This window comes from Nitrospirota bacterium, assembly GCA_030684575.1.
Classification (GTDB): domain Bacteria; phylum Nitrospirota; class Nitrospiria; order Nitrospirales; family Nitrospiraceae; genus Palsa-1315.
The window spans coordinates 110,969-130,236 of sequence record JAUXVD010000023.1 but is presented as its reverse complement, the minus strand read 5'-3'; the positions used below and the strand labels follow the sequence as shown (position 1 = coordinate 130,236).

Genomic DNA, 19,268 nt, shown 5'->3' with positions numbered 1-19,268 from the left:
AAACACCCCCGCGATCGGGAGTCAGGCTCTGTCAGTGGATGGCAGGAACTGGAAGGATCAGCGAAGCGGCAAAGTCTGCTCTCGCCATGACTATTGGCCCTCAGTCGTCAGATCTGGACCGACCCAACACATCACCCTTCCACGAGAATCGTCACCGAGGTCGCAGCCCAATCTGCCGCTGGTGCAGTTGGCATGACCGGTTCGCTTGAGGGCAACGGCGGCGTCAGCGCAACAGGATCTGCCGGCGCTGGCATCACCGCTGAGGGGGGCTCAGACTGATCAGCGATTGCAGTGCCTGGCACATGCGAGGACGGATCGTACACGGTCACAATCCCCCTCGTGGCGATCTTGGCCAGATCCTGACGGATGCTGCCGATGCCGGCAGCCACCCCTCGGGTCTTCACCGCTCCGCTTGTGTGACTTGCGGTATTCTGAAGCGTCTGCACTCGCTGGCGAAGCATCTGGGCAGTCTGGATATCTGTACTGGTGAAGACGCGAATGGTATCCGTGCCTTTCGGCGGGGTGTAGTCCCAGTAAAAGCCAGCACGATTACCGGGCTTGAGCGAGTCAGGAATCAGGACAGCCTCACCGGCGCGGACAAACCCGTCCGTGACAAAACTGGGCTGCTGATAATTATTGGGAAACAGAAGATTGACACCGCCTTCTGAGTCGACATCCACAATCGTCACGTATGAATCGGCACTCACGCTGACTTCCAATTGCAAACTGTTCTTCTCTGACCGCGTCTCTTTCGACCGTCGAATGCGGTACTGAGCCGGCTTCGTATTCCCCGCCACGACTGCGATGCCACGGGTACCGACTGCTGGCTTGTGCGCGGCGGCATTCACGACCCGAACGTTCATTTTCAATTGAGTGGAGGGATTATCCAGCGACAGCAATTCCGATGCATTCGCTGAGCGAGAGACCACCAGGGCCAGACCGGCTCCCCATTGATCGTCGAGCGTCGAAAATGACGCCACCACCTCCAGGCCGTCAGCTGCAAGGAGGCGCAAGTCGCTTCCCTTGGTATCGACCAGGAATCGAGCCGTCTTCTCCTGCCCCACTAGTTCAACCTCGGCGATGTTCCTCTTGAGGATGTCCTCGATATGTGTGCGGCGCTCGTGAGGAACATCGACAATCCGGATGGGAACTTTTTCTCCACTTGCGGCAGGCAGCAGCGCCACCGCTCGAGCACCCTTTGGAATCGCACTCTCAGCTTTCTGCAGCTTGGCGAGCGAATCCTTTCCGGATGTCTGTGTCACCGTCGCGACAGCGAGCGCTCTCCCCGGTAGAAAATTGACTTCCCCCGGCGGATATAACGTCCACATTGATCCTGGCCCGGCACCGAGTAGCACCCCGCTGATGAGTGTCACCTGCCCGCCGACGCCTGGCTGCACCTCCAGCCAGGGTAATCGAGAAGCCTGACTCTGCGAGGCAACGCCCGTTCCTCCACTCGTCGCACCGAACAGGGTTTTCTCCAGAAGATCCGGCGGTGCTTCCAATTGCGGTTCCGGCATGGACGAGCGGCCGAAATGTGTCTGAATGCGTTTCAGTTCCCGTTCGACTCCTCCGAAAATATCGCGGGGCGTCGCCCCTGCTCCTGCCGTACTCAGGCTCCGTGCCAAGGCAAATGTGAAAAAGCCATGATAGCGGCCATCAACCGGTCCATCGAGCGCTTCCTGATTGGACGCAGCGCCGCTCATGACCACATACCGGGACGTGACGACCGGGATCACCGCTCGCGTTTTGACGGATGCCTGATCGGCCTTCCGATAGATATCGACCCGGTGATCTTGAGGAATCGATCTGGTACGGATATCCAGTGAGCGGGTCGCCGTACCGGAGTGGCACGAGTCCAAGACAATGAAAGCGTTCTTGGCGCGCAATCTGGCAAACACAGCATCCAACTCATCATCCGTGATATCCCGCACATCTCCCGAACGACCATCTTGCGGGACAAGGGTCTCGTCGAGGCCATCCTCTTCATCGCCGTTCAAATCCTCCACCTGCGACCCATGGCCAGAAAAATGGAAATACACGGTATCCTGTGGCCCCGTCTCCTTCACCAACTGTTCCAATGCGGCCAGAATACCGGCACGCGTCGCGGCGTCATCCTTGAGGATGCTGATATTTCTCTCCGGAAATCCCCAACGCGTCAGCAGAATCTGCCGCATGGTCTCAATATCGTTGATCGAGCCTTGGAGCTTGGGTACGGCTTGATATTTATTGATGCCGACCAGCAGCGCGCGTTTCACACCGGAACCACTGTCTGTCGCTGCGGATTGTGCCAATGCCCCGCTGTCTCCAATGGCACCCAGGGTCGTGCACAGAATGACCGCACTCAGTTGCGGCCAGAATGAGATTCTCATCAACATCGCCTTTCGTCTACGGGGTCTCGGGAAACGAGGCACCCTGCACGTCTCATCTATACGTCAGTCGCAGGCCGGCTTCTTCAGGTTCACGGTGTCATCGGCTCAACCGTACGAATACTCTCAGGCTGGCTACGCAGAGCCTCAACCTTCTTCTGTGCGGCAGCCTGGTCCCCGGCTGGAACCTCCATGATATAGGCGCCATCTAAAGCCGGCCCATCCACGATTCTTCCATGCACTCCTTGAACGAGCATACGAATCTGTCGCGCAGATGCCGTCTCCTGGAATACCACACGCAGCTTGACCGTTGGCGCGCCAAGCCCCCTGGTCGTCACCTGATCAGACAGAGTCGGCAGGGTCAGACTCCACAGAAGCAATCCCAGTTGAGCCACGAGCAACGTGACCGCAAGCGCGGGCGCCCATCGAGGAATAAAAAGAGAGCGGAACCAAGCATCCAGCCCGTCCAGCCATGCTGAACCGGTCATAGGCTTGGCGCCCTTCTCGGAGGTCTCTCGTTGGATTTGTGCGCGTACTGTTCGCTGAGTCCTGATCGACGGTTCGGACTGCGCCGCATAGACTTCATGCAACTGCACATTCAGCTGAGCCAATTCCTCCAGTTCCGCACGACAGGAGGCACAGGACGAAAGGTGCTGGTCAACGTGACGGCGTTCCTCCTCCTGGAGAGTGCCGTTCAGATACCAGGGTAAGAGGGCTCCCTCAGCATGGATGGGATGATCCTGTGTCTCTGGTTCTACCATTTAGACTCGCTGATCCTCGGCAAGTTGCTGAAGATGATGTTTGAGACGCTGCTTGGCATAATACACACGGGTTTTCACCGTATTAGTCGGGATCGACAGGAGATCCGCAATCTCTTCATACGGCAGCTCTTCGTAAAACACGAGACGAAGCACCTCCTGATGCTCCCGCGAGAGTGTCTGCAAGGCCAGCTGCGTTAACGAGGTCACTTGCTTCCGATTGACCGACTCTGCGGGACTGTCTTGGGCATTCGGCAATTCGAGCGCCTCATCCAACGCCACATCATGATAATGGCGCCCGGCGCGCCGGAGCGCATCCAAGGCCTTGTGCCGCGCAATCCCGAAGATCCAGGTCGACACACGCGAAGAACGGGAAAAGCTTCCGGCACCGCGCCATACTGCCATCATGGCATCCACCACCACTTCTTCTGCCAGCGTGGGGTCGTAGACCAGGGTACAGACATATTGATAGACGCGTTTCTCGTAGAGTTGATAGAGGCGTTCAAATGCTGCGGCATCACGGCCGGCCACTGCGGCCAGAAGATCAGGGTCTGAGACATCGTGCCAGTGAGTCGCGTCCATCGCGCCATTCGTTCAATGTGGAGACAGGAGCAGGACCGAATTGCGCCATTGCTCTAACACATTTGCCCCGGCCCCTCAATAGCAGGGGGTTTGATTGACCCTCCTTCGAGGCCAGTCTACAATGCCGTGAACCTTCCGACGACTCGACTCGACCTACGGGACAAGAGCACGGAGATCACCGATGATGCGATATACAATGATGAGGCCGTACAGAGTCTATCAACAGGGAGTCGGCATGGCCCTCGCGGGCACCCTGCTCCTCAGCTCCTGTGCAGCCGCGCCGTTCCTGGTTCCAATAGCTTTTGAGTTTGCCAAGAATCTCTTCCAAACCGGCCTGTCCAATTACGGATCCAAGCATCGCGACAACCTCAGCAACCTCGTGAATCGCATGGCCAGTCCCTATATGCAGGGCCTTCCGGCAGGGCCTGGCATGCAGAGTCAACTGGGGCCTCAAGGCCAACCGGGATTTCAAGGTCAGCCTGGGTTTCCCGGGCAACCAGCGCCTCAAGGACAGCCGGGCATGCCCCAACTACAATATCCCGGGCCACAAACCTACCCTGGGCAAGCCGGCGCCTATGATCCGAATAATCCCTATGGAGCCGGAGCCCAGAACCCCGGCGCTATGACCTATCCAGGAGGAGCACAGGCCAATCCCTATGGAGCAGCCTCCGGCTATGGCGGACAACCGGGCATGCCCCAACAGCAATATCCCGGGCAGCAGACGTACCCTGGACAAGCCGGCGCCTACGACCCAAACAATCCCTATGGAGCAGGGGCGCAGAATCCATACGGACAGCCTGCCTCTCCTTATGGAACAGCATCGCCATACGGGCAACCTCCAAACCCTGCTGCTACTCAAAATCCCTACGGGTCGCAGAATCCCTATGGCAACAGTGGGTATCAAACTCAGCCGGGCCAACAGAACCCCTATGGTTCGACCAATCAACCGTACGGAACGCCGAACCCCTATGGCACACAAAATCCGTATGGAAACACTGGAATGCCTGCTCAGCCTGGTCAGGCCAATCCCTATGGAGGGGCGGCGTCTCTTCCACAGGCAGGTTACGATCCAAACAATCCCTATGGGGCTGGCGCAGCCACGCAACCAGGCTACGGCCAAGCGCAGCCTGGATATGGCCAGTCTCAGCCAGGATACGGACAGGCACAATCCGGGTACGGACAAGCGCAGCCAGGATATGGCACTCCATCACCGTACGGAGCCCCACCACAACAACAGCAAGCATATGGCGGATATGGCGCAGCCGCGCAACCTCAGCCGTACGGGGGACAACCCAACGGAGGGGCTGGGATCTATCCTCGTGGAGTACCTGCTGAACCAGTGGCCATCGATGTGGCGCTGATTCGTCAGAAACAAACCGCTAAAGGCAAAGAAGTGGTCTTAATGAACGATGGCGACGTACTCACCGACGGTGGGGGGGAAAAAGACGCCGGAGATAAGTTCAAGCTGGTGGTACGCACAAGCTGCGACTGTTATGTGTACATCGTCTCAATCGATGGATCAGCATGGGCGGAACCGGTCTTCCCCACCAAATCGGGCACGACGGCAAATCCGGTGAAAAAGGATCAAGAAGTGGCGTTTCCAGAAGGGCCCTACTGGTTCAGCCTCGATCAGGTAAAGGGAATTGAAACATTTTATGTCGTCGCCTCGGCGAATCGACGAACAGACCTTGAAGAGAGCATGGCGAAGATGGCGGCTGAACCACGTCCCACGAGCACCATCGTGGCGAAGGTCGAAGAACCGCCAGTCATTCCACGAGGGGTCGGCGCGACGAAAACTCGTGGGATCGTCACCGTGAAAGACGAAACCGGCACCACCACACAAGTGACCCCGCTCTCGTATATGGCCGGTCAGCCAGGGCAAGATGTGACCGTCACCCGCTGGTTTAAACACGAATAAGTGAGAGAGGGATATTCCTATGTACATCTCCCGTAGATTGATCGGGATCACGGCGGGACTGGTCTTCTCGAGCTCGGTCGCGATGGCTCAAGTATTTCCCCCTCGCCCGCCGCAACCGGTTCCTGCGCCTTTCCCTACACCGGCTCAACCACCGGCACAGATGCCCGGACAGCCAGCCATGCCACAGCAATCCAACGGACCGCCTGGGTCCATCACGAAGGTCATTCCCTTTACGGTGATTCTTGGAGACCCGACAAAGTCGTTTATCCAGCTGGGCAATATGCGAAGCCCGTTAGATACGAACTTTTCCCTGGGCCGTGGCCTCTCAGGGCGCATTGCGCTGGAAAAATACACACACGAAGCCGGGAACGGACAAAAGTCCTACATCCATGTCACCGGGGCATCGAACCCTCCCATTGTGACAACGGAAGGCGTGGAGCTCCGACTCCAATTCGTCATTCCGGTGATCCAGTTCAAGACATACTACAAAGACTATACGGGTGAGGGGGACAGCGCGCTCAGCGATCTCGTGGCGGAGAAGGTGCTCATCGATGTCTTCCTGACGCCGACCATCGATCAGCGATCATTACCGACCTACCACTCTCTTCGCATAGCCGTGACAGGGGCCGTAAAAGAAGCGGAGAAATGCACACATTTCTTCGACGTCATTTTTCCGGTCAATATTTGCAAAGCCACGGTCGACTACTTCAAACAGATTCAGCCTTCGCTGGAAAACGGCATGCGGGAGTTGCTGCTCCAACCTCAAACCCGCATGCAGTTTGAACAACAGGTCTTTCAGCTCGTGCGCGCCGATCTGTTAGCCAAGGCCGGCATCAACCCCATGAGCCCGGCCCGGATCGAGATCCTGTATTCCGAATTTCAAGGAACGGATTTTGTGGTGACGTACCTGCCGCGGCCGTAGCGGATAGGAGTGAGCACGAAGGCCAATAGCGATGGGGAGCACAACACGAGCATGCGGAGCGCGATGAAACGGCAGCGATGGGCCATCGGTATCTGCGTATGGAGCCTGGCATTCGGAATGCCTATTGCGGCATGGGCAGAGAGTCCCCCGGTGCTGATTGAGCTCTCGCAGCCAGTGCATTTCCTCGATGCCCAAGGACAGGATCTCGTTGTAGATTCCGGAACCTACCGCGTGGAAGCCCATGAAACGTGGCTCACCTTGATACCGACAGATGGCAAGTCGGCACTCCAACTTACCTCAACAGCCAGAACACACGAGGAAGCGCTTGCCATGCCGGCAGCCTTGTCGATTGTGCTGGGTCCAGACGAGCAGCATATCGTGTGGCTGATGCCGGGTGGCACCACCTTGGATGCACAGGGATCGCCCAGCGGCATTCACAGCCGGGGGCCTGCGCTCGTTTCGGCTGTAGCGCTAAAGAAGTATGCCTACGCGACGTCAGCCTCTGCGACATTCGCCCCGACGAAACCCTGCACGGTGTCAGCGAGACCGGACAATATCGTGGCGTCTCAGCCGGTCTCGTCCACCCATTTCATCACGATTTCTCCCCTGACATTGGCGAGCAGCCTGCTGTTCGAGAATATGAGAAAAAACACGGGAGCGCCGATTACCCCGATCGCGGTCGACGAGCAGAGTAATATCCTTGGCACCATCCTCACCGTGACGGCGCCGTCAGGCACCTATGCCACGAGATTGGCTGCGCCGGTTCAATTGCCGGATGGAGCCGTCATCCGTGAGCTGTCGGTGATCGTGTATGACGCGCTTGACGAGGATGTGCAAGTCGGACTTCTGGCCCACAGACTCAGCCTGGGTACGACAAACATGGGGATGCTCCCCCCTGGAGACTCGTTGATCGATGTGTCGCTCAAGAGCGATTGCGCATCATCAATACGAAGCATCCTCATGACTGTCGGCACGCTCGCGATCCCCGTGGTCAATCGTGATCGTGGATACTTGATCTACGTTTTCATGACAGCCAAGCCAACCCCAGGCCATAAAATCAGCCCGATCCGGATCGGATATACCCTGCAGTAGTTTCGCCGCAGCCAGGCGCAATCCCCCCATTCACATATCCCGAACCTAGAAACTCATGGTGGCCACTTCTCCGTTGGCTACCCAGCCCGGCAGTTTCGAGAGGACAGGCAGATGCCTGCATGCCTGACCTGTACGAAAACATGACCATTCACGGTCACCAAAATAAAGGGGCCCGCAGCAGGACTCCTGCCGCGGGCCCAACACAATTCGACCGAATGACCTACTGGGTCAAGTAGAACTGTTGGTGCCAGATCGTCGATTGTTTGCCGTTGTATTTTCCGAGCAAGAACACCGTCGGTCGATTGGGGGAAGCGGCATTGAAATAGTCCGCGCGGAATGTCATGCAGCTACTGTTAGGAGCCGGACCGGCCGGATCACCGATACGAAACTGGATGCGTGAATCCGTATGCTCGAGCACCTGAACAACCAAGTTGCATTGGCCAATCGTGGGAGCGGATCCGCCTGCAATCTGTAGCGACGGATCCATCAAACCCGGCACATAGAGTTCGTAGGTGAGGCCTGCGACACCTGAAGGGCGAAGGTGCAAGCCGTTGATGGTGTGGGTGACACGCAATGCGAGCGGGAAATTCGGCAAAGACGCCAGCACTGGCCCCGGCACAACTGTGACGGGAGTCGGCCCGCAGCCTGTGACGCCATTCTTCGTGCCGCAGAGCTCGCCGCCGAATACAGTAGGAGGCGGCACCACGCCTACCTTCGTTTCATCGGAAGACAGCAGGCTCAGTTGCGGAACGGGAATTGTGCCGATGCGATACTGCCCCAGCAAGTTGCTGCCCTCCACGACAAACATCCGACCCACCCCGTATCCAGGATACACGGTGTTATTCGGCAGAATAGTCGGTTGCATGAAAAATGGCTCGCCGAGGCCAAATTGGGTATTGGGGTGCATGCCAACTTTTGCGATCTTCGGTCCACCCAAGCGCCAGATTACGGGATTTGGGGCAAACACGTCTCGACTGTTGATGGGGTTCGTTTCCGAGTGGAAGCTTAGGGGACCGGTCACGGGATTCGACGGTGCTGGATCTGGAACGATATCGGTATAGGCGGCTTTCCCGTCCGGAGTGGCAGCTTTGAAGATCTCTTTATACAGATTCGTTCCGACCACGAATGTCAGCCGATCGCCGGAAGGCGATGCGATCGGGTTGAGGAGGTCGAAGTAGTGATAGGTCTGATATTGTCCGTTGGGTGTTCCAATTAAGGCCAGCGTTCTCGTCTCATACTGGGGAACCCCACCACCACCCGCGTTGGTCCTCACTGACTCGCTTAAACGCAGATGCGAAACGCTCACTCCACAAATGGTGACCAGATCGCCCTGGCTGAATGTTTCCGGCACGACGCGTGTGATTTTGGAAGCCGGGTCAAAGACTTCGTAGTTCGTTTCGATCGTGCGCAGCGTCCCGCCCTGCTGATAGACCACCAAAGGGGCATTGAAGGCACGAAGAGACGTCGGAATCGTAAATCGTACTTCCGAGCCAGACTTTGTGGTGGGGAGGAGTCGCGTCGATCCAATGATGGCGACCAACCCGGCCGGATCGAAGTTGCGCCCCTGAAGAATCAACTCGCCTCCAGCACGGGATTTTTGCTTTGGCTGCCAATTGACGACATCGGGAATGGGGCCTTGGCCTGGAGTGATCTGAGGAAGATTGCTTGGGGTTGGCGCCGGCGCAGGAAGCGAAGGAATGGCCCCGGCACAGGGGTCAAAAGGGGGCTTCACGAACAACGTGAGTCGAGCTGGGCTCAGCACCTGCACCGATTGCTGTAACGCCATGCGAGAGATCATGGGTGACGATGCGGCGCGGGACTGGACTCCACTGAGCGAACCAGACGCATCCAGGGCCTCTCCGCTCGGTAACAACAGCGCAATGTGGCGAGTGTCATCCCCTTCCGGAGCGACCAGCGCTACGGGACCGCGCAGCTTGAAGTCGTGGGTCGTCTGGCCGGTTTTGACCGTGGCCATGCCGGTGGTATCTACGGCCTTCAGCGTAAGTCCACCCGGAGCAGCACGTTCCACATGATAGCTGCCCGCCTCCACAACCAGATCGGCCCCTTCGAGGGTCTGAAAGTGCACGGCTTGCGGAAGAGTGACGATGGTCGCATCGTCGGCCTGACTGGCATCCTGCTGCGGCGTCGCACAACCGGCCACACACAGTAGCATCACACAAGCGAATCCCCTTCCCACGTATCTCATACCTGCCTCCTCATCGTTGAACATACCCAGTCGCTCGCGGCCATGATCGGCCACCTGCGCAGTCAGTCGTCCCATTGTTTCCAGAGGTTCAAAGCCGTGCGAGTGTAGGTCACCACCTGGAGCCTGTCAATCCACGAGGGGAACCATGAACCTTCCCGGGATACGCTGCGACTCAGTCCCAGCAGCTATTTACAGAAAAGCCCTCATGCTATACTGCGCGCCTGTTGCCGGACTACTGCTTATAGTCGACCACACGAGGCAGTCGATTTGACTCAAAAACAACACCTACAACAACATTGGGCGATCGTGGCGAGGGCCCTGAAGCGGCATGCCGTGAGCGGGTGCCTGGCGATCTTCTGGCTGTCGATGGCGGCCGTGAATCCATCGGTTCTGGCTGAACAGCCGCAGCGCAGTGTGACGATCGTCCCGGCAACAGCCGGCAGCGTACCGATCGTGGGCGACTATTGGGCACTGGTCATTGGGATCGACCAATACAAGCATGCCCCCAAGTTGGAAAGCGCTGTGCGAGACGCCAAAGGGATACGGGACGTATTGGTTGCGCGGTATGGATTCCAAAAAGAGCATATTGTCGAACTATACGACGCGCACGCGACCGGGCCAAAGATTCAGAATGCGTTGTATCGCCTGGGCCGCGACGTCGGTAAGGACGACAGCGTCCTGATCTACTATGCGGGTCATGGCCAATACGAAGAAGATGGCAAACTTGGCTGGTGGGTGCCAGTCGAAGGCGAGCCAAAGGAGCCGGGAACCTTCATCACAAATGCGTCTATTCGGGACTACATCAACGGGATGAAGGCTCGGCATGTGTACTTAGTGGCGGATTCCTGCTTCAGCGGCACATTGTTTGGGACGAGGGCGTTGCCGCCGATCAACGATCAGTGGTACGCGCGGCTCTATCAGAAACCGTCACGCTGGGGCCTCACGTCCGGCGGAAAAGAGCCGGTGGCGGATCAAGGTAAAAACGGCCACAGTGTGTTCGCCTACCATTTCATTTCACTCCTGCAAGACAACACCGATCCCTATTTGGTGCCGAGCCAGATTCACACAAAGCTGGCTCCCCTGGTGGCCAACAACTCGGAGCAGACGCCGCAGAGTGAGCCGATCAGGGGCACCGGGGATGAAGGCGGGCAGTTTGTCTTTCGTTTAGCCTCCGCCACTGTTAGCCCGCTGCCTTCTTCTGCGAATCGCAGCAGCTCGTCCGACGAGATCGCGCGAATGAGGGCTGAACTGGAGGTGCTCAAAGGACAGGTACACAAACCGGCGGAATCTTCAAAACCGACCGAACTGGCAAAAGCGCCCGCGTACGATGCCCTGCCAAAGAAGCCCAGGATGATGGTCGTTGTGGCCGAACGCCATGTGGGAGCCGCCCCAACCGCTTCGTCCGGAGAAGCAGAGATCATACGGCTGCTCCTCCAGAAAGGTTTCACGGTCGTGGAGCAGGCGCAGATGCGGAAAATCCGTGAAGGAGAACAGTTGAAGCAGGTGCTGGACGGTGACATCACGGTCGCCCAGTCGCTCGCGCGGCAACATGGCGCCGAGGTGCTCATCCTCGGCGAGGCGTTCAGCGAAAGCGCATTGCAGGGGGTCATGATGGGGGGCATGGTGTCCGTGCGAGGCCGGCTGCAAGCCAAAGCGATCAGGGCGGACACCGGAGAAATTCTTACTGCGGAAGAAGCGGTTGCGCCCGCTCTCGACGTGTCCGAGCAGGTCGCGGGCAAGAAGGCCATTTCAAAAGCGGTCATACAGTGGATGGATAAGGCACTGCCGATGATTCTGGAGCAATGGACGAAATAGCTGGCAGCAGGAACAACGCCCAGTGACCGTCTCAGGACTCGCGCGGTGTTTCTAAATGCTGTCTGGGGACTCACGCCAGATCATTTGACATCGGCAAGACCCCTAGATAGCATCGGCGCGTTTTGCGGCATGTGCCATCCGGGTTTCACAGGAGAAGATCATCATGCAATCCGTCCGGCTTCGAAGTCTGTTGTGTCTCGGCCTGCTTGGTGTCATCAGCCTCTCCGGCTGCAGTAACCTCTCGGTAGCCGTCGGACCAAAAACCACCCAGGCGGACCTGCGAAAAATCAAGAAGGTGGCGATCCAGTTGGATGCCGGCGGTTTCGCTGGCATGCCAAATTTTGGTGGATTCAGAATGATGGGCGGAGGCGGAGCCGGCAGCACGGATGCCTTCAGCGACCACTTTGCCGTCGAGTTATTAAAGCTAGGCATCGATGTGGTTGAGCGCACTCAGCTGGACAAGGTGATGAAGGAGCAGGCGCTGAATCTTGGCGGAGTCACGGAAGCCGAGAAAACCATCGCCGCCGGGAAAATTCTCGCCGTGGATGCGTTGATTACCGGCACGGTCGGCATGGGGCAGACCTACTCGACGGGATATGTGATGGGCATCGGAGCCGGCATGCATGAGGTAGTGGGCAATGCCAGCATTCGGATGATCGACGTCGAGAAAGGGAATTGGCTGCTCGTCATTACCATGTCGGACGGCAAGGACTCCGTCCTGGATACAGCCAAATCATTTGCCAAGGCGTTGAAGCAGAAGATTGAAGGCTCGTAAGGTATGGCCCCACTTCATCACGCGATACATCAGCAGAGTGACGGCTCATGTCGTTCGATGACGAACGTGCGGCATGCAGGTTCGCGTTCACACGGTGCACCCGGTGAGGAACCCTGTCTCGCGGGATAAGCAGGGCAACAACCGCACTGTAGTTCAAGGCCAACCGACACCGAGGCCCTTTCGATGACATTCTTTTCACATCGATCATTTCTCCATCAACATGCACAGTTCGAATTCGCGCATTCTCGAGACGTCGAGACACACAAGAATCAAACGATCACGGTCAACGATTTGCAACGCTCTGTGATCCATCACGTCCTGAAACTGACCGAAGGTGGACCGAACCAGACCGTTCGCCGGGAAAATCTGGGGTACGCCGTAGCAGTATATTGATCGAACATACGCCCAACACTTTGAACCTTTTCCGGAACTGGTCGACCTACGAATAGTTGGAGGATTGTTATGAATATCTGCACATGGCAATGGATGGTACGAATGGCCCTCTTATGGATCCTCGCCTGGCCCGGTGTGGGCTGGGCTGTGGAAGAGGGATCGCCACAAGACGCAGCGCCGGCTGAGGAGGTCGGCTCCCGGGCTACGCCGATGCTACGACCGGGCCTACAAAATCCGCAGATTTTTCTTGTTCCCAAGCAGCTTGGTACCGCGCTTGTGCCACAGGCTCTGCCATCGTGCGTCAAATCTGTCTTTACCGCGGCGGTCGTTCCCTCCCCGGTTCCGTCAACGCATTATTATACGATTATGCCCTCATCCATACGTGTCAGCGATGCCATTCGGCGCACGGCAGACACGCTGGCGCAATTCACATTGGATGCCACCACCTATGCCATGACACCAAGGCCTGGAGCGTCTCTGAACAGACCCCAGTTCCCTGAAAACGTTGAACTGAATGCTCCGGTTCTCCAAGTCTTCGCACAGGAATCTGCGAACCCTCCCCTCTCTCAACTCATCGGAGAGACGCAGCTGCATCTACCGCATGGCGCGATCATCAGAGAAATCAGCATTGGTGTTCATGACAGGAGCGGCAAGCAGAACCTCCTTGCCGAGTTTCAGGGTTCTATCGGAAACGGCCAGGGATTCATTGACATTGCGCTTGAGAGCGACTGCCTTGCGTTGGGCACGTACGGCAAGATGGGGATGAACAATCTCGCGATCCCGGTTGATGCGAGACAGGGGCGTTTTCTCAGGCTCACATTGGTTCCAGCAAAAGCACCGGTTCCCTCTCCTCAAAGCCCCAGCGTGATGGTAGATCTCATAACCATCGGGTACACCATGCCCTAAAAGGAGCACGTAGAACAATTGCAACACGTTCACCTTCACATCAAGGAGACTCTTATGACTCTTCAATCGCGACCTCTTTCGATCATTGGCGCGGGGAGCCTACTCGTCGCGCTGCTCGCCTGGTCCCATCCCGTCACATTCGCAGCGGAGACCGATTCGCGCATGCCGTCCGGCGAAACCGGTGACATCGGGAGCCGTGGAATGCCGCAGTTGCAGCGGCCGATGCTCCCTGGCAATCCTGGACAATCTGGCACGCCTGGCCAGCCGAATGCGCAATTACCAACGTATCCGCAGAAGTTTGATGTGAAGGGTCCGGAAGTCGACTCGTTCGGCTTTGCAGTCACACAGCCAGGGCCAGTGGTCGTCGAGGTCCAAAGCCAGGGCGCACCTGTGAGCGTGACGTTGCAGGGCCCGGCTCCGCAACCGATCAGTCAACAGGGTGCCGGACCATTGCGTCTGACGTACACCGTCACCCCGCAGGATATCCAGAAGAGCCTGCTCTGGAGGCTCCAGATCAGACTCGTCCAACCGACGCCGCCGCAGCAAGGTGGTCTAGCCAATGGCATGGTCAACATCCAGTATCCGCCGGTGAATCAGGCTGCCGTGGAACAGGCCATCCAATCGAGAACAAAGCAACGGAAAGAACCGACCGAGCAAGAACAGCAGCAGGCGGTGGCACAAACCGGCGCCAAGATGGAGGCAGCCTTCCAACAGCACAAGGCGCAGTTCGACCGCCAGCAGATGGATCGGCGTGCGTCGATGATGTCACAGATCCAACCTCAATTCGATCAGCTGCAGGGCCGCATGGGTGGGCAGGTCCGCTCGCGCAGCATTGAAGGCGTCGAGGGAACGCCTGCGGAGCCCGTCTTGTCGACGGAAGGCGAAATCGGCACGCGCGCGCTGCAGCTGCAGATGCCACAGAAGATGCTGAAAGTCTCCCCCCTGTTACCCCCCGTGGCGTCGAATCCGGTCATCGCGTCAGTGAATGTGACGCAAGGGCAGCCCGGCGATCCGGTCATGATCAACGGGAGCGGATTTGGCACAGGCGGCGAGGTCCATTTCATCATTGCACCTGGAATGGATCTGGTGGCGCCGGCCGCGGCGATCTGGAGCGACGGTCAGATCTTTACGTCTGTGCCGGACGCATCCGGTGTGCTCGCGTTCAATGGGACAGTCTACGTCAAGTCGGCTGCCAGTAGCGTCAACAGTAACATCGTCCCCTTCCGCTTCAATCCTGCGATGGAACTCCGGCAGATCAAACGCATGACGGAATCGCAACTCCAACAGTTCAACGGTGTGAACGTATTCAATTGGCAAGGATCATTCGTCCGTCGTTCGCACCAATTCATGTTCTGGGGTCCGAAGGGGAACGACCACATCTTTATGAATGCCCGGCTGAAGAATGGCTGGGTTGTGAGCCAAACGCCTCTGGTCTATCTGTCATTTCCTGCGTTTACGGATGGCGGTGTCTATCTGGTCGAAAGCCATGTCGGCACCGATCGGCCACATATGAATGTGGGGTTCTGGGTGGATGATTGGTTCTCCAATATGTTTACGGGAGGAAGTTCTCCAACTCTTGATTACGCGATCTCTATGCTCATTCAAGGGCCTAAGGGCGTAGCCGACGGCTTGGTGGTGCCGTAGGACGTTAGAGAAGCAAGAGGACAGCTACAGAAGGAGTCATTCATGACCTGTCACATTCGAGCTATATCGTTCCTCGGGAGCGCAGGCCTAGTCTTCGCGCTCTTGGCCAGTCAAACGCCGGACACCTTCGCAGCGGAGGCAGACCGGGCCATGCCGTCCGGCGATACCGGCGCCTATCAATCACTCCCACCTGACAAGAAGCGATCGCTCGGCCAGGGAATGGCGACCGACGACGCAGGCGAGGTCGGGAGCCGTGGGATGCCGCAGTTCCAACGGCCCACGCAACTGGGGGCACCAGCCCAGCCGGGGACACCGGACCGGTCCACGACGCAATCCCCGACGTGGCCGCAGAAGTTCGACGTGCAGGGACCGGAGGCCGACTCGTTCGGCTTTGCCGTGACGCAACCCGGGCCTGTCGTCGTGGAGGTGCAGAGCCAGGGCGCACCGGTGATCGTGACGCTACAGGGACCAGCCCCGCAACCGATCAGCCAGCAGGGAGCAGGCCAGGTACTGCTCACCTATACCGTGACCGCGCAAGATGTGCAGACCGGTGTGCTCTGGAATGTGCAGATACGCCTGGCCCAGCCGACGGCTCCGCAACAGGGTGGTCGTGCGGGTGGCATAGTGACCGTGCAGCACCCGCCGGTGAATCAAGCAGTCGTTCAGCAGGCCGTTCAAGCCATGACGGCACAGCAGAAGCACCCCACCCAACAGGATCAGCAACAAGCCGCCGCGCAAGCGGAAGCGCAGATGGAGCGAGCGTTTCAACAGCGAAAGTCCAAGTTCGATCGGCAGCTGATGGATCGGCGAACCGCACTCCACGCGCAGATCCAGCCACAACTCGATCAGTTGCGGAGCCGGATGAGTGGGCAGATCCGGCCCAGAGGGATCGAGGAGACGGAAGGAAGTTCAGGAATACCTGGAGTGTCCGCTGAAGGAGAAATCGGCACACGCGCATTGCGTGGAGATCAGATGATCGGCATCATGAAACAGCCATTGGATACCACGACAGGGCAAAAACTCGGAGCGATTGTCCCACCGTCGACGGCCTCTTCTGCGCAGCCCATTCAAGGCGTGGGCTCGACATCTGGCCCCCAATCGGTCATGCCGAACCCCGTAATCGCCTCACTCAGCGTGACGCAAGGCCAGCCTGGCGATCCGCTTCTCATCAATGGGAGTGGGTTTGGTACGGGAGGCGAGGTGCACTTCGTCATCGGTCCTGGAAAAGATCTCGTCGCCCCGGCCGGAGTGATCTGGAACGATACTCAAATCTTTACAACGGTGCCGGAGGCAACCGGCGTGCTTGGGTTCAACGGCACGGTCTACCTCAAGAGGACCACCGGCAACGTCAACAGCAACCTGGTGCCGTTTCGATTCAATCCAACATTGGAGATTCGTGAGATCAGAGCCACGATGGACCGGGTGCTGAAGTGGCCGGTCGACGAGGCCTCTCCCGCAAATAAGATTAAACGCGCCAGTGCCAACTTCATCGCTGGATTCAAGGACAATGACGTGTTCTTTGGCAATACGCGGCTGAAGAACGGCTGGGTCTCAGACGAAGCATTTGTGTACTGCGAGTATCAGCTTTATGGGTTCAACTTCTGCACAGGTGGAGCCTATGTCTGGGAAATCAAAAAAGGCACCGATTGGCCTTACCTCAATGTGCGATGGTGGATGAATCCCGCACCCTTCGCTAACTATTCGCACGTCTATTACACTTTCGCAGTCCGCATCGTGGGTCCCAAGGGAGTCGCGGACGGCGTGGTGGTGCCGTAGGACGACGGACGAGTTTCAGACAATCCGCTGAAGGAGCCATTCATGACCCATGACAGACCGCGTATGTCCTTCCTCGGGAGTGCAGGCCTGCTCCTCGCGCTCTTGGCCAGTCAAACGCCGGGCACCTTCGCCGCGGGGGCCGATTCGAGTATTCCATCCGGCCAATCTGAGGCGATCCAAGCGGTCAGGCCACAGGTTCGTTCCTTGGCCACCGATAACGAAGGCGAGGCAGAAAGCCGTGCCGTACCAGGGATGCGGACGCCTCTTCAGAGTCTCCCGCTTCAGCCGCTGGCACAAGCGAGGCCGGCACCAAGTCTGCCACAAACGTGGGATGCCTTGTGGGATATCACCTGGCAACGGGCGGCGTTCTACTATCGTATCCAGGCGGCACCGACCACGTTGCAAGATCCGACCTGCCAGGGCAACCTGGGTCTCGAGGTTCTAGTCAAGAATACGATTCAAGCGGTGGCGCTCACGAAATATGGAGATGCAGCACGCTTCCTCAGTCAGTTCCAGGACCGTTCGCAATGTTTGACTCGTGAAGGGGCTCGGGGGGTTGAATTCGCCCTGGCCATGTATGTCCATCGGGCGGTGACGCTGTTGCCGGCGCCCCAGGCGCAGATCGCGGTACAGGGTGTCTTGAACCTGGGGATGCAGAGCTTTGACCAGTTGCAATACACCGGACAAAGCTGGTGGCTGCCGATGGTCAACATCGACCACCAAAAAATCCAGTCGTTGATGGCGACCTACCCGCGTCGAGATCTGGGCTTGTGGCTGTATGACTTCGAACGCGGAATGATGGTTCAGAGCGGCTTCCAGGACGGGATGGATCGCCTGCTCTGGTCCATGCAGCGACTCGACAACTATGGCCGTGGCGCCTGCAATCTGCTCAATATGTCGGCCACAGGGTTCGTCTGCCCTGATCCGGGGACGCCGGGTGGCGGCGGGAGCAGCAAGGGTGGCGCCGGCATGATGACGCCGCCAGGAGGTATCCCGACGAGCGGCGTATCCTGCGTCCTCGATAGTGTGAAGTCCTCCGGTATCCGCGGACAGTTCGCCTGCATGTCCAAAGCCATTGCGGGAATGACGGTCGATCCGCGCACGGCACCGGGAGACCTGGCCAAGCAAGCCTCGCAGCAGCCTGGCATTCGAGACAAGTTCTGCGCGTTGAGCGCAGAGGGTGATACCACTACGACCCCGACCACAGAGACGACAACGAAGGAACCAGGCGCGTGGGACAAGATCAAGGATGCGGCAGGGAAAGTGAAAGATGTCGTGGTCAGCGTGGTGGTCGCCGTGTTCGATAAGACGCCCCCGGTGGTCGATACTCTGGCACAAGGCGCCAGTCCGGAAGGTGCCGATGCCGCGAGAGGCACCCTGCAGATTCTGCAGGAGAGAAGCGCACAAGGAAACCTTGCCGACACCGGAGACGTCGAGGCCTATTACAAAGCACGCGAAGGCCGCGTGACGACAGATCCCCAGGCCAATAAACGTACGATAAATGATGACGGCACGGCGGGCGGGTGCGGTGCCGGCTCCAACGCGGCAGCCCGCGCGAAATCGCTGTACCAATGCACCATGGGATCGGATATGAACCCCCGACAGCCGGGTGCCGGAATGGGCGGCGTTCGGAATCCTGGAAGCCCCTCCCCCACGCCGAATCCGACGATCGCGCTCATCGATCCCTCTCAAGCGACCGGGCCGATCCCCGGCGCCATGTCCTGCATGATGCAGGCCGGCGACCTCGCGCGTAACAGCGCCGTGGACCAGAAATGCGCTGCCATGCGTTGCATGCAGGGGGAGGTATGCCCCTGCAATCGCACCACCGGGATCGGCGGCGGCCAACCGATGGAACTCAGAACGCAACCGAAGGCCGGTCCCGACTGTATGGATGGCCCCTGCACCACATTACCAGGGACTTCAGGCGGAGTGATCACCGGACCCAAGACCGGCGGAGGCACAGGCCCATTGCCAGCCGTCAAAGGACCGACGCCTCCGCCTTCTCCTGGTGGTGGGCCGTCGACGGGACCGAGGCCGATACGCTAGCTGGAATTGACAAGAGAAGGAAAAGCTTACGACATACGTATCCATTCACATGTGCCCAAACAAGGAGGT

13 protein-coding genes are annotated in these 19,268 nt (G+C 58.3%); 9 read left to right on the top strand and 4 right to left on the bottom strand.

The annotated features are described in order from the left end of the window. Window positions 1-131: 131 nt before the first annotated feature. The 3 genes from Q8N00_17415 to Q8N00_17405 all read right to left on the bottom strand — a co-directional run bounded on the left by Q8N00_17415 (window position 132) and on the right by Q8N00_17405 (window position 3,706). Window positions 132-2,369 carry a caspase family protein gene (locus Q8N00_17415; GenBank protein ID MDP2384564.1) on the bottom strand — a complete coding sequence of 746 codons (2,238 nt, stop codon included), beginning with the start codon at window positions 2,367-2,369 and terminating at the stop codon, window positions 132-134. Window positions 2,370-2,458: 89 nt separating this feature from the next. Next, window positions 2,459-3,127, bottom strand: a complete 669-nt coding sequence (locus tag Q8N00_17410) for a zf-HC2 domain-containing protein (GenBank protein ID MDP2384563.1) — start codon at window positions 3,125-3,127, stop codon at window positions 2,459-2,461. Further along, window positions 3,128-3,706, bottom strand: a complete 579-nt coding sequence (locus Q8N00_17405) for a sigma-70 family RNA polymerase sigma factor (protein MDP2384562.1) — start codon at window positions 3,704-3,706, stop codon at window positions 3,128-3,130. A gap of 181 nt (window positions 3,707-3,887) precedes the next feature. Here Q8N00_17405 and Q8N00_17400 point away from each other — a divergent pair, with 181 nt between their 5' ends. The 3 genes from Q8N00_17400 (at window position 3,888) to Q8N00_17390 (ending at window position 7,638) form a co-directional block, all read left to right on the top strand. Next, entirely contained in the window at window positions 3,888-5,624 is a 1,737-nt protein-coding gene (locus Q8N00_17400; protein ID MDP2384561.1) for a DUF4384 domain-containing protein, read from the top strand. Between the two features lie 19 nt (window positions 5,625-5,643). Further along, on the top strand, window positions 5,644-6,546 hold the full coding sequence (locus Q8N00_17395) for a hypothetical protein (protein ID MDP2384560.1): 903 nt from the start codon (window positions 5,644-5,646) through the stop codon (window positions 6,544-6,546). A 63-nt stretch (window positions 6,547-6,609) separates the two neighbouring features. Next, on the top strand, window positions 6,610-7,638 hold the full coding sequence (locus Q8N00_17390; GenBank protein MDP2384559.1) for a hypothetical protein: 1,029 nt from the start codon (window positions 6,610-6,612) through the stop codon (window positions 7,636-7,638). A 220-nt stretch (window positions 7,639-7,858) separates the two neighbouring features. Here the strand turns inward: Q8N00_17390 and Q8N00_17385 are convergent, their stop codons facing one another. Beyond that, entirely contained in the window at window positions 7,859-9,814 is a 1,956-nt protein-coding gene (locus Q8N00_17385; GenBank protein MDP2384558.1) for a hypothetical protein, read from the bottom strand. Window positions 9,815-10,111: 297 nt separating this feature from the next. Between Q8N00_17385 and Q8N00_17380 the strand changes: the two genes are divergently transcribed. The 6 genes from Q8N00_17380 to Q8N00_17355 all read left to right on the top strand — a co-directional run bounded on the left by Q8N00_17380 (window position 10,112) and on the right by Q8N00_17355 (window position 19,199). Continuing rightward, entirely contained in the window at window positions 10,112-11,659 is a 1,548-nt protein-coding gene (locus tag Q8N00_17380) for a caspase family protein (GenBank protein ID MDP2384557.1), read from the top strand. Between the two features lie 163 nt (window positions 11,660-11,822). Beyond that, complete coding sequence (locus Q8N00_17375) at window positions 11,823-12,434, top strand: CsgG/HfaB family protein (GenBank protein MDP2384556.1); 612 nt, start codon at window positions 11,823-11,825, stop codon at window positions 12,432-12,434. A gap of 462 nt (window positions 12,435-12,896) precedes the next feature. After that, the gene (locus tag Q8N00_17370) at window positions 12,897-13,733 is read left to right on the top strand and encodes a hypothetical protein (GenBank protein ID MDP2384555.1); all 837 of its coding nucleotides are present in this window, start codon (window positions 12,897-12,899) and stop codon (window positions 13,731-13,733) included. A 54-nt stretch (window positions 13,734-13,787) separates the two neighbouring features. Then, a complete protein-coding gene (locus Q8N00_17365) occupies window positions 13,788-15,377 on the top strand; it encodes a hypothetical protein (GenBank protein ID MDP2384554.1) in 1,590 nt (529 codons plus the stop codon). A 42-nt stretch (window positions 15,378-15,419) separates the two neighbouring features. Then, the gene (locus tag Q8N00_17360; GenBank protein MDP2384553.1) at window positions 15,420-17,153 is read left to right on the top strand and encodes a hypothetical protein; all 1,734 of its coding nucleotides are present in this window, start codon (window positions 15,420-15,422) and stop codon (window positions 17,151-17,153) included. A 42-nt stretch (window positions 17,154-17,195) separates the two neighbouring features. Beyond that, window positions 17,196-19,199, top strand: coding sequence for a hypothetical protein (locus Q8N00_17355; protein ID MDP2384552.1), 2,004 nt, complete (start codon window positions 17,196-17,198; stop codon window positions 19,197-19,199). The last annotated feature ends 69 nt before the right edge of the window (window positions 19,200-19,268 follow it).